The organism is Nitrobacter vulgaris (genome assembly GCF_031453995.1).
Taxonomy (GTDB): Bacteria; Pseudomonadota; Alphaproteobacteria; order Rhizobiales; family Xanthobacteraceae; genus Nitrobacter; species Nitrobacter vulgaris.
The window spans coordinates 1-11,193 of record NZ_JAVDPZ010000061.1 but is presented as its reverse complement, the minus strand read 5'-3'; the positions used below and the strand labels follow the sequence as shown (position 1 = coordinate 11,193).

Below are 11,193 nucleotides of genomic sequence, written 5' to 3'. Positions count from 1 at the left end.
AACTACTTCCTGCCCGGCGATCTCGAGTGTCAGATCGAGGCCTTCATCGAGCATTACAATCATCGCCGTTATCACGAGGGCATCGGCAACGTCACGCCGGCCGACGCCTACTTCGGTAGGGCCTCTGCCATCATCGAACAACGCGAAAGGATCAAACGACAGACAATCCAATTCAGGCGCTTGCAACACCGCAAGCTCGCCGCTTAACATCACCAACCAGAGGCCGAGACTCCGCTAAATCAAGCAGCCATCTGCGCCAAATGTTCTGACGACGGACAGGCATGGAGTCAAGGACGCACGGGGCATACTAGGGTCCAGACTCATAACCAGTAACTGACAGCCGCAGCGATGCAGACGGCTGCGGCGCGACTTCATCGAAGCCTGAGATCGTTCCTTGAACGGATTGTCCCAGTATTACAAGACCGAGTAGCGGCATCGCCCAATTCTCGATCAACCGCCAGCCGAGGAATTTGAACAGGAATATCCTGCCATAGAGACAATCGGAAAAAAGCCGGTCGGAGTGGATCACTGGCGCACCAGTGCAGCAATAAGCCCTCAGGCTTGTTTCTTTGTCCTCACTCACTTCGCCGCCGGCGTCACCGCGTCGAAGCGATAGCTCGCATGGCAGGCAACGCAGGCCGACAGCTGCGTGCTGAGTGTCGCTAGCACCTGCTCGCGGCTCGCACCCGAGTCGGCTACGGTAGCAATCTCATCGAAGCGATTATGGACGCTGAGCCCAAGCTGCTTGAACTCGAGTGGCAACTTGGCCATCAGTGCCGGATTGACGTCCGCGGCCGCTACCATACCGCTCGCGCGCGCCGCCTGCGCAACCTTCTTCATGTCGCCTTCCTTCACCCCGTCGACGACAATCTGCACGGTCTCAAGCATACCGCGCATTTCGGACAGCACGAGATTGCGCTCATCCGATCCCAGCAGAACAGTCGTGCGCCCGTCGGGCGCCACATGCGTCTGACCGCGAACGAAGAAGAATGCAGCGACGGCAATTGTAACAAGCCAAAGGGCGATGGCAGTGATGGACAGCACAGGTGCAGTCATAGATGATTCTCCTGTTGCACATGAATAGCAGTTGTTGCCAGTGAGTGACAGCCATCCCTGCGTCGCTGATGCTCCGCAATGCCCTCAAGGCAAACATTGCCGACCGACTCCCAAAAGAGATCAGGCTAGCCACTGGACGGTTTTTTCTCCGCCGCGTCCCGCATCAAGCCGGCGCTCCGTGGGCTACTTTGTCACCGCCACGCACAAAATGATGCGTCTGCACATCGCCTTTCTTGGCAACCATCGTTGCCGCAGCCCGGGCGGATGCATTCGCACGCAAAATCCGAAGAGACATCTTTGATGCCGACGAGCCGACCATCGCAAGGTTCAGCGACGAGGGCGCCGCCTTGTTTGACGGAGTTGAGATGCGCAAAGCTGGAATGCCAGCAATGCTTCCTCACAGAGTCTGGCGTAGGAAACGTTGTTGCTGACTGCTTCAGCTCGCTTTGCGGATCGCCGCACTCTTGGATTCGATACGACCCATCAGATCCTTCCAAGACTTGACAAAGGATTTTGCGCCATCGTTCTGCAGCTTAGTGGCGAGCGCGCCGATATCGATACCGGCCTTTACGAAGTCAGTGAGAGCTCTCTCGCAGTTGCCTCCATCAGGAGCGAGCGTGGTGTCGATCTCTCCGTGGTCATCGAAAGCTTTGAGGGTAGCGTCTGGTATCGTGTTGATAGTGAAAGGTGCCGCGAGTGCCTTGATATAGAGGATATCGGAGGCGCTCGGATCCTTAGTGCCCGTACTGGCCCATAGCAGGCGCTGAGGCAGCGCACCCGCGTTTGCGGCGCGCAGGAAACGCGGCGATGCCAGCAACTCTCCATAAGCCTTGTACGTCCGCTGAGCGACGGCTATGCCGAGCTGGTTGGCCAACTCGCCCGGAACCTGGCCTGCGACCGCGACATCCCAGCGACTGACGAAGAGCGAGGCGACCGAGGCGACCGCCGGGTTCAGTCCCGCAGCAATTCGTCGCTCGACGCCGCGTAGATAGGCGTCGGCCGTCGCGACATATTGCTCCCAAGAAAAAAGCAGCGTGACGTTGATCGGGACGCCAGCGAAGATAGCCGCCTCAATGGCAGGTAGCCCTTCCGCGGTTCCGGGAATCTTAATGAACAAGTTGGGCTTTCCCCCACGCCGGTGAAGATCACACGCCGCCTTGAGAGTGCTGTCGGCGTCATGGGCTAAGAGAGGTGAGACCTCCAGCGATACCCAGCCATCGATCCCGTTTGTCCGGGCGAAGATAGGTTGGAACAGCTCGGCAGCCCTTGTCAGGTCCTCCAATGCCAAGTCGAAGAAAACCTCCTCCGTTCCTTTCGTCGACAATGCGCTCCTGGAAATATCAGCGTCATAGGTCGTGCTGTTCTTGATCGCATGATCGAAAATCGTGGGGTTCGATGTCAGTCCCGTCACCGAGAACTCGTCAATGTAACGTTGTAAGATGCCGTTGTTCAGCAAATCTCGGCTGATGTTGTCGAGCCACAAGCTTTGACCTAGATTATGAAGCTCCTTTGTCGGTTTCATCGCGTGATCTCCGTTCTGGCTTGGTGGCTCACCCGCTACCGCGCCATCCCGCAGCAGGTCTTTCGCAGGATATACTATACTTCGATTTGAAGGGTATTACACGGATCGGGAGGAGCAATCGAACAATCGTCACGCGTTGGCGGTCGCTCGATCCGAGCTCGTGTTGAGCCGAGGAGATCGGCATCAAGCTTCAAGCAGCGCTGTGCCGATTTTAATCTGAGGCACCAGCATGGCGCACGTGGAAGAACACTGTTCCAAGCCTCCATGTCCGGATAGAACTAAGCTGACATCAAGCTTCGTCCTTCCATGTCATCAACGGCAGGCAAGAAGAGGTCGAAGGTGGTGCCACGCCCTATTTCGCTATCAACGTTCAAGCGTCCGCCAGTTTGGCGAATGAAGGCGCAAACTTGCGGGATGCCTAAGCCAGTCCCGTTTTTGCCTTTGGTGGTAAAGAACGGTTCAAATATGTTCTTCATTATGTCCTTTGTCATACCCAAGCCGTTATCCCTCACACGGACACGGACGTACCCGACCATGCTTCCTTCTTCTCCTCCCGGATCGCGACTGTCGGTTGTTATCTGGATTACTCCTCCGTTCGGCATAGCATCACGCGCGTTAATGACCAGATTCAAAATCGCGGCCGCAAATTGCGGTCGATCTATAAGGCATTTTGGCAAATTGGCAGAAAACTGGAATTCGATTCGGACCGATGAACCGATCGCGCATGTCAGGAGCATCTCCAATTTAGCAAGTAGCTCGTTCACGTCCGCTGCTGAAGCAATAAGCTCCTTTTGGCGGGCCAAGGTGAGAAGTTCGGATGTCAGCTTCAGCCCGCGATCAACTCCCTCTCGCGCGCCCACGATGAAAGCACGTACTTTATCTGGGTCGCTGATGTTATTCTCAGCCAATCGCAAAGACGAATCGATGACCGCCAAGATATTCCTGAAGTCGTGGGCAATTCCGCCGGTCATTTTTCCTAGAATTGAAAGTCGTTGCGCGGCCGGTGCTGACTGCTCCGCAACTCGAGCCTCAGGTCTTTTGGACAGCGGATCGACGCTTACCGCCATACTACTTACTGATGTCATTTGACGTCTCTGTTTTCTATGAAGATGTCACTCCGCGCTCCGCCAGGAGCTGATTCTATAATCGTCTCCTCGATCGCCGCGATGCCGGCTCTTGCGCACTCCTCGTCCTGCGCTTCTGTAGCGGAACCACTGACGCCACAACCTCCTTGAACCACACCCCTTTGGAAGACAGGAAGCCCACCCCGTTGGCCCCGTGGCGGGACGACGTAAGAGATCGGTCTTAATCCATGTCTCTGAAGCCGTTCCATCAGTCGATCACTGGGAAGACCGCTTACCGCTGCAGCAACCGCCTTTCCTATCGAGCAGCGGTCCGCCTCCCAACCGCGAGAGCGATCCATTTGGTTTAATGCGACAAGGCGACCAGTATTGTCACACACCGCCACGCTGATGTTGACGCCAAGTTCGCGAGCTCGCCGTGTGGCTTGATCCACGATCTTCCGGGCCTTTAAAAGGGAAAGCATATCTTATCTTGTCCTGCCGATCTTGATGTGCGCTCGTTACGCACAGCTCTTATTGACAAGATACGTCTGCCAATACACGCGGACAAACGAGTAAAAATGCCAGTTCACTGCAAAGCCATTGTTGTCACTCTGGTCACCGCGCGCGCAAGTACCAACGAAGGGACTCACTTACCGATGAGAACCTCTCGGAGGACGGTTGCACCATTGTGCACCTCGTCACGGGCAGCATACACCAACGTAATGGGGTTCTCGCGCGCGAGTCTCCGTATCTCCCCCAGCATTTCAGACTTTTCCTGAAGTTCTGCGGTGTATCGCCGGCGAAATTCTATCCAGCGCTCGGGATCGTGCGCAAACCATTTTCGCAATGGGGTACTAGGCGCGATCTCCTTGGCCCATCGATCAACAGCAGCCGCTTTTTTTGTGAGCCCGCGTGGCCAAAGCCGATCCACCAGGATGCGAATGCCGTCATCCAGCGAAGGGTTCTCATAGATACGCTTAACCTGAACGTGGATCGTGCAATCCTCCTCACCTAATTTAGGCTGCAACGTTACAGGTTTTCCCGGAATCTGGACATTGGAGTAGCCCAACAACAAAGACGATTTTCTTTGACTTTTGTCCTCAATGTTTATGCTATGAAGGCATGGATATCGAGCTCGCCAGGACCTTTATCGAGATTGTCGGCACCGGAAGCTTCGTAAAAGCGGCTGATCGGCTACATGTTGCACAAACTACGGTTAGCGCACGCGTGCGCCTCCTCGAGGAGCAGCTTGGACGACCGCTTTTTATTCGGAATAAGGGCGGTGCGAGCCTTACCCCAGCGGGCGAGCAATTCCTGCGCTTCGCGCCGGCCTTCGTACAACTATGGCAGCGCGCAAAACAGCAAGTGGCAGTCCCCGAAGGTCATCGTGCCGTTTTGACTATTGGCAGCGAGGTTAGCCTGTGGGAGCCTCTTCTTGTCGATTGGGTCAGTAGGATGCGGCACTCACATCCAGATATAGCGCTTCGTGTCCATGTCGACGTTCCTCACGATCTAATCGCACATGTAGGAGCCGGACTGGTAGACATTGCGGTCGTGTATGCGCCCCAGCATCGACCAGGGTTAGAGATCAATCTATTAAAGGAAGAACAGCTCGTATTGGTAACAACCGACCTCGCATCATATCACACAAACAATCCTGGTTACGTTCATGTCGATTGGGGGGCAGACTTTTCTCTTCACCATGCGGCAAGTTTTCCCGATACGACCCACGGGTTGGTGGTCAATCTCGGCCCGCTGGCTCTTAGTTACCTTTTACAGGAGGGTGGCTCTGGTTACTTCCGAAGGCATACAGTTCAGCCCCTTTTAGCATCGGGAGAACTCTATTTGGTCCCCGACTCACCTCAGTTCTCTTTCCCGGTCTATGCTGTACACTCAGCGAACATTGATGCGGCTACCTTGGGCATCGCGCTTGCAGTGCTGCGCACAGCGGCGAACGTGGAAGGTGAATAACGGGTCGCATAGCGAGTGCGCGTCACTTGTATTAGGGTCGGGACCCATAAAATGACTCCTTCCGCGCTGAGTTTGTGATTCACGGTCTCCGACAGGAGGCCCCTCATGAGTCGCGATTACTTTTGGCTAACGAAGCATCAGTTCGCTCGGCTCAGGCCGCTTCTGCCTAACGATACGCGCGGCAAGCCACGGGTCGATGATCGGCGGGTCATCAGCGGCATCATCCAGGTGCTGAAGTCCGGTGGACGCTGGATCGATGCGCCGGAGGTCTATGGTCCGCGCAAAACACTCTACAATCGCTTCGTCCGCTGGGCAGCGAAGGGCGTATGGGTAGACATATTCCACGCACTCGCAATGGCCGGCGGACCTCCTGCGCAGGTCCTGATCGATAGCTCGGCCGTGAAGGCGCATCGATGCGCATCTGGCGGCAAAGGGGGGAACATCAGCAGGCCATCGGCCGATCGCGCGGCGGGCGGACCACGAAGATCCATGCTCTGACCGACGCCGAGTGTCGTCCCGTCGCGTTCTTGCTGACCGCGGGTCAGATAGCCGATTGCACCGCCGGCGCGGTTCTGCTCGAAGAGATGCCACGTGCCGCGATCCTGCACGGCGACAAGGGTTATGACAGCGATGTCATCCGCCGACAGGTCGAGGGAAAGGGTGCGATGCCGAACATCCCGCCCAAAGGCGAACCGACGCTGGAAGAATTGCTTCTCGCCCGTCCTCTATCGAAGCCGCAACGCGATCGAGCGCATGTTCTGTCGCCTGAAGGACTTCCGTCGCATCGCCACCAGATACGATCGTCTCGCAATCAATTTCCTCGCAGCCGTCTGCATCGCTGCGGCTGTCAGTTACTGGTTATGAGTCTGGACCCTAGACTAGTCGTTGAGATTGATCTCAAGGACTCCGGCCTCGGGTGATCGAAAACAACAGAACCGTAGCACGCTACCATCCGAGGTCGATCGGAACACCACTTGATCATCACCGTTCCATTGGCTCAGCTCCGCCACCAGATCCTCGACCGTTAACGGCCTCTCGATATCTGGTGCGTTCCTGATTGGGGGAACACCGCCTGGGCACACTTCATTATTGCGATTCATGATCAAACAACTCCGGTAAATCTCAGCCGCGACTATGCTACCCGTCAGCCGGGCAAATTATCGTAGGCTGAAGCAGTTTCCCGCGGCAGGAGGCGTTAAGGAGTGTCAGGTCTCCAGCTACCATTAACTCACGACAATGGAGACGTATATTGCACGCCGCGTCAATTCTTCGTGCTGATGCAAAACACTGCTGGCAAGAGGAGAAGCGTTATCCGTTTTGTAAACAGCAGACACGAGCGTGCCGATACCTACCAATGTTCCGATGATTAGAACTGTTGCCACAACTATCTTCATGTCATCTCCTCTTTCATAGCCGCGCTTTTTCCTAGTTCATCATCTCCATGACTCGCTCCGCTTCAGCCGCGCCAGGCCGGACGCATCATGCCGCCTACCTTGACGCACACTTCCACCGAGAAGGGAGGGTCTTTCCGGAGAAGAAAAGGATCGTGAGCAGTAACGACGTATCTTCAATTCCCCTGAGCGAGTGCGGGACCCCCCCTTCGAGATACACCCATTGACCTGCTGAAAGTTCAAGTGACGTTTCCGGCAAACCGAGCAGAGCCTGGCCTTCCAGGCAATGCAGCGTGATGGGACCGTCAACTTGGTGCGTCTTGATATCCGTGCCAGCGTGAACGATGAGACGCACGACCTCGAACGCTTCCGATTTTACAACGGCGGTTGTCCGTGCGTCCTTCAGCTTCGGACCCAACGGTGCGAGGTCAAAGACTTCTTCGGGGCTGGCGTGGTGCATGGCCATTGCTCTCGTCTCCCTCCGCATGAGCAGGTCACGGTAACCGACCCCGATAGTGACCCTTATTCTAAGTCACTGAAGTAAAAGCTAAGGCGGCAATCATGCCTCCAAAAGTTAGAACGACTCCGGCCACGAGCATGGCACTAGGCTCGCACTGGAACGCGGATCAGCCTGCCTGTTGGCGAAGACTTCGGCGTCCTTTTGTAATTCGGCTGCTTTTGAACTTGATCAACCGTATTCATTGAGAACCTTTCTCAGCCCCTCGTTGGTTTGGTTGGTGTACAGAACCAAAATCAAGCTACCGTTCCATCTTCGTGAAGAGAGCACAGCGACCCGGTACCTACTGGTACTCGTACCGGATCGCGGAGCTGCGGCGAAAGAAGGGACTAGGACCCTCGCCACGAGTCAAATCTATACCTCTAAAAAGAAATATCAAGGATACATCTTTACGGCCTGGCCAGCCGTTATCGTAACGATCTTTCCACCTCATCATGGCCTCTCAGCTTGCCCACAAGTTCGCGGCAAATGATGACGGCGCGCTGCTCGCGCGCGTACATCCCGCATCCATAGCGTTGGCTTGCGCCCAACACGCGATCTGCTAAACCGCACTCAAACCAATTAGGAGACACGTTGGCTAAAGCGAAAAAACAGTCCGCAGAGAGTGGACGAAAGATGATGTTCGTAGTTTGAAATCACTCGCAAAGCAGAAGGCTGGCGTAGCCAAGATCGGTAAAAAGCTAAAGCGTCCTCCCGGTGCAACGGCAGCGAAGGCGTGCGCCTTTAGGTATTTCTCTGAGCACAACGTAGTGCGCCAGTATGTCCATGATCGCGCGGTATGATGTCCCCCATCGTGCGGTCAGCTGTGTCTCGCCTGGTGCAGAACAATCTCTTCAAAATCGATCCCTGTCATCCCTCGAGGACACCGAGGCGGAGCAGGCGGATCGCGTTCGCGAATGTGGGCCCGTTCGCCGCATGCAGCCATGTCACCGATCGATATCACTCCAACCAACCGCTTGTCGCGGTTAAGGACCGGCAAGCGCCTAACTTGCTGATCGCTAATGTTTCGGGCGATGTCCTCGACATTCTCGTCGTCGAAGCAATATTTGACGTCATGCGTCATTACATCTCCGATACGCGTGTCGGGTTTGTCATCGCGATGCCTTGCATCCTCTCGTAGCAGCCATGCATCTTTGCGCTAGTGAAAAAACATGTACTGTAATTACATCTATTCGTGCTTGGAAATCAGAAAGGAGAACGACATGCCAACCGAAACAATCATTGTAACCGCGTTTGTTGTCGGCACCATATCCATACTGTCGCTAGCTATAGCTTATGGCCAGCGTCAGACCACAGCTTACCGTCGTGAACACCCGCATCGGTAAGCTCGCGGAATTGCATAAATGGCGGCGACCGAGCTCTTGTCTATCTTGACGATCGCCGTCGCGAGACACGCAAGATCAACCGAACATTGGGAGAGTTGACATGTCTGATCACAGCGGACCCGTTTATATAACGGCGGAAGGAATGGATTATCGAGAGCATGAGAAAACGTACAAAGGGTTCGTCAAGCTGGGAACGATCTTTGCGTCAGCCGCTGCCACCGTTGTCGCCTTGCTGGCGATTTTCCTCACCTGATTACCGATCGCCGTTCGAAGGCCGGCAGAAGTGCCGGCCTCTTTGCTGCCGCGGCTAATCCGCGCTCAGCCGCCTTATCGTGCGCCTGAGAACGAACACATGGCAGGCCGGGCCGGAGCCGCTCGCGGAATTGCAACCCGTTCGCCGCCAAGGTCAACGAGGGAATGATCTTGCTTAAGACATAGATCGAAGCTCCGCAGCCGGGGTATCGATGCGGGGAGCCAGTCGGCCGACGCGGGCTGCCTCTTCAGGATCGTGTTCGAAGCCGTTATGCCAGTCGGGATGATCGAACCCGACCGCGAAGACGGCATCGCTCGCGAAGGTCAATCGGCCGTCGCCGGCTGCGAGCGGACCACGCTGTGACGGGGCGTGTGACCGCCGATGCGGCGGACGATGATGCCCGGTGTGACCTTCGTGTTCGTTATCGAGCAGTCGCAGTTGACTTCGGTACTCTTGCGCGAACCGCTTGGCAGCCGACCATAGCGATCTCGCCAGTAGGTCAAGAACGCGTAAACACGTTTGTCACTGAAAATATTGCGGAGGGCGTTCGTCCATCCGTAGCGAAGCGAACGCTTTGCGTGGCGCCGGCTGAACCAAGGCATCCTTACCAATAGATATCGAGGTCGCTCGGCGCGACTATATAGTAGCCGACCAACAGGGTCGGATAGCTTGCTTCTGCAACCGAGCCGCATGGCGAGCAAGCCGCGAAAACCAACTCATTTCGTAGTCGAACTTAGATCCCGCCGCAAAAGTCGCCTGATGTGCGATTTCGAGCGCTATATCAGGACCGTTACAGCCTTTGTCTGCCTCGCCATGATCTGCATCATGCTCCGGCTCATTATGCTCAACCCAATGCTCCCGAGTCTAATCTTCTTGGATCAGCGCCAGTTGCAAGCGACACGGCTCGCGCCATGACCTCCCAGGGAGGCGAAGTTGAACTTCGTCGCGAGACCGCAGCCTTGAGTCAAAAACATAAGCGGGGAAGGGGGAGACGACAAAATTATATACTTGAAGAAGACGACGGCGTGAATTGGGCAGACGATAGGGTAGCTTGCTGTGCAATCGCGACATCATCGGTCGCGGTTATTCAATGTTGTGTAGTTAGCCGACCCATCGCGATTACCGCAGAGGAGATCGTCGTATCGTGCATGGATTGCGTCATTGCAAATGCAAGACGCGCAAGTCTATGTTGGAGCATCAACTAGGATTGAGTCCTCCAAGCTGCCGAAAGGCAATGCTTCTTGCTGCGGTATCTCTCGCGGTGAGAGCACTTACCCCGAACTAATCAGGTTGGTGGATTTCGTTTGCCTGCAAATGAGCGGGCGGACTCTCGACGCGATGAATCCTGCGCACGACAACGACGGGCGGAAAGCATCTCCCGGCGAACGGTAGTCCTTTGGAAAAGGAAAGTGTGATGAGCGGTATCGATCTGGCGATTACACGAAAGCTCGCGATCAAATTCATTGACCGGCCCGGCGGATGACTCCGCAGAGCGCTTTGAAGAAGCAAATTGAAGAATGTGATGACCGACAGGCCTAGCGGCCGGTCGAAAGCACTGAGGAGACGCTGATGAGCTGGATCCTTGACCTCGTTAATCCCCGGGAACATGACGCGTACCCCCGACGTGCATTTCATCGCGGAAGCGCGCACCGAGGGTACTAAATTTGTGGTGCTCTCGCCAGACTTCAGCCAGGTCGCAAAATACTGCGACGAATGGATTCCGATCCAGGCGGGTCAGGATACGGCTCTGTGGATGGCGGCCAATCACGTCATTCTCAAGGAGTACTATATCGACCGGCAGGTTCCGTATTTCATTGACTATGTGAAGCGCTATACCGACCTTCCATTCCTTGTCGAGATCGAGCCCAACGGCAACACCTACAAGACAGGCCGGTTGCTGCGAGCCAAGCGTGTCGCGCGCTATCAGGACGTCGAGAACGGCGACTGGAAGATGCTCGTCATCGACGAAAAGAGCGGCGAGCCACGCGCGTTCAAGGGTCAGGTCGGCGATCGCTGGGGCTCCACGCACGGCAAGTGGAATCTGTCCGCGGAAGACACGCTGGACAACAGCCCGATCGATCCGGTGCTGAGCTT

General features: G+C 55.7%; 14 protein-coding genes and 2 pseudogenes. 6 read left to right on the top strand and 10 right to left on the bottom strand.

The window, feature by feature from the left end; genetic code table 11:
* A partial coding sequence (locus tag GGQ85_RS19980; protein WP_309775978.1) for an integrase core domain-containing protein occupies nucleotides 1-207 on the top strand: 207 nt, incomplete at its 5' end.
* A 100-nt stretch (nucleotides 208-307) separates the two neighbouring features.
* Here the strand turns inward: GGQ85_RS19980 and GGQ85_RS19975 are convergent.
* The 6 genes from GGQ85_RS19975 to GGQ85_RS19955 all read right to left on the bottom strand — a co-directional run bounded on the left by GGQ85_RS19975 (nucleotide 308) and on the right by GGQ85_RS19955 (nucleotide 4,717).
* Complete coding sequence (locus GGQ85_RS19975; protein WP_309775977.1) at nucleotides 308-583, bottom strand: hypothetical protein; 276 nt, start codon at nucleotides 581-583, stop codon at nucleotides 308-310.
* Nucleotides 580-1,056, bottom strand: coding sequence for a hypothetical protein (locus GGQ85_RS19970; protein WP_309775976.1), 477 nt, complete (start codon nucleotides 1,054-1,056; stop codon nucleotides 580-582). The genes GGQ85_RS19975 and GGQ85_RS19970 overlap by 4 nt, the downstream gene beginning before the upstream one ends.
* Before the next feature lie 436 nt (nucleotides 1,057-1,492).
* Complete coding sequence (tal, locus tag GGQ85_RS19965) at nucleotides 1,493-2,578, bottom strand: transaldolase (RefSeq protein ID WP_309775975.1); 1,086 nt, start codon at nucleotides 2,576-2,578, stop codon at nucleotides 1,493-1,495.
* Between the two features lie 278 nt (nucleotides 2,579-2,856).
* Nucleotides 2,857-3,663: a two-component system sensor histidine kinase NtrB gene (locus GGQ85_RS19960; protein ID WP_309775974.1), complete on the bottom strand. Its 807-nt coding sequence runs from the start codon at nucleotides 3,661-3,663 to the stop codon at nucleotides 2,857-2,859.
* Nucleotides 3,660-4,124, bottom strand: a complete 465-nt coding sequence (locus tag GGQ85_RS21030) for a GlcG/HbpS family heme-binding protein (RefSeq protein WP_374708937.1) — start codon at nucleotides 4,122-4,124, stop codon at nucleotides 3,660-3,662. Before GGQ85_RS21030 ends, GGQ85_RS19960 begins: the two co-directional genes overlap by 4 nt.
* 164 nt (nucleotides 4,125-4,288) lie before the next feature.
* Nucleotides 4,289-4,717 (bottom strand): DUF488 domain-containing protein, encoded by a 429-nt coding sequence (locus tag GGQ85_RS19955; RefSeq protein ID WP_309775973.1) that lies wholly within the window; start codon nucleotides 4,715-4,717, stop codon nucleotides 4,289-4,291.
* 47 nt (nucleotides 4,718-4,764) lie between these two features.
* Between GGQ85_RS19955 and GGQ85_RS19950 the strand changes: the two genes are divergently transcribed.
* From GGQ85_RS19950 to GGQ85_RS21100, 3 genes are all read left to right on the top strand, one after another.
* Nucleotides 4,765-5,613 carry a LysR family transcriptional regulator gene (locus tag GGQ85_RS19950; RefSeq protein WP_309775972.1) on the top strand — a complete coding sequence of 283 codons (849 nt, stop codon included), beginning with the start codon at nucleotides 4,765-4,767 and terminating at the stop codon, nucleotides 5,611-5,613.
* Nucleotides 5,614-5,718: 105 nt separating this feature from the next.
* Nucleotides 5,719-6,111 (top strand): IS5 family transposase, encoded by a 393-nt coding sequence (locus GGQ85_RS21025; RefSeq protein ID WP_374708936.1) that lies wholly within the window; start codon nucleotides 5,719-5,721, stop codon nucleotides 6,109-6,111.
* The gene (locus GGQ85_RS21100) at nucleotides 6,027-6,533 is read left to right on the top strand and encodes a transposase (protein ID WP_445376083.1); all 507 of its coding nucleotides are present in this window, start codon (nucleotides 6,027-6,029) and stop codon (nucleotides 6,531-6,533) included. Before GGQ85_RS21025 ends, GGQ85_RS21100 begins: the two co-directional genes overlap by 85 nt.
* A gap of 303 nt (nucleotides 6,534-6,836) precedes the next feature.
* Here the strand turns inward: GGQ85_RS21100 and GGQ85_RS19940 are convergent, their stop codons facing one another.
* From GGQ85_RS19940 to GGQ85_RS19930, 3 genes and pseudogenes are all read right to left on the bottom strand, one after another.
* Nucleotides 6,837-7,007 (bottom strand): hypothetical protein, encoded by a 171-nt coding sequence (locus GGQ85_RS19940; RefSeq protein WP_309775971.1) that lies wholly within the window; start codon nucleotides 7,005-7,007, stop codon nucleotides 6,837-6,839.
* Between the two features lie 94 nt (nucleotides 7,008-7,101).
* Nucleotides 7,102-7,470 carry a cupin domain-containing protein gene (locus GGQ85_RS19935; RefSeq protein ID WP_309775970.1) on the bottom strand — a complete coding sequence of 123 codons (369 nt, stop codon included), beginning with the start codon at nucleotides 7,468-7,470 and terminating at the stop codon, nucleotides 7,102-7,104.
* A 958-nt stretch (nucleotides 7,471-8,428) separates the two neighbouring features.
* Nucleotides 8,429-8,608 (bottom strand): annotated as a pseudogene (locus GGQ85_RS19930) (CBS domain-containing protein); the annotation flags it as partial.
* A 338-nt stretch (nucleotides 8,609-8,946) separates the two neighbouring features.
* Here GGQ85_RS19930 and GGQ85_RS19925 point away from each other — a divergent pair.
* Nucleotides 8,947-9,099 carry an aa3-type cytochrome c oxidase subunit IV gene (locus GGQ85_RS19925; protein WP_309775969.1) on the top strand — a complete coding sequence of 51 codons (153 nt, stop codon included), beginning with the start codon at nucleotides 8,947-8,949 and terminating at the stop codon, nucleotides 9,097-9,099.
* Between the two features lie 231 nt (nucleotides 9,100-9,330).
* On the opposite strand, the pseudogene GGQ85_RS19920 reads toward GGQ85_RS19925, so the two are convergent.
* A pseudogene (locus GGQ85_RS19920) lies at nucleotides 9,331-9,585 on the bottom strand (MBL fold metallo-hydrolase); the annotation flags it as partial.
* A gap of 1,096 nt (nucleotides 9,586-10,681) precedes the next feature.
* On the opposite strand from GGQ85_RS19920, the gene GGQ85_RS19915 reads away from it, so the two are divergent.
* Nucleotides 10,682-11,193 (top strand): molybdopterin-dependent oxidoreductase (locus GGQ85_RS19915; RefSeq protein WP_309775968.1); only part of this gene is annotated, 512 nt, incomplete at its 3' end.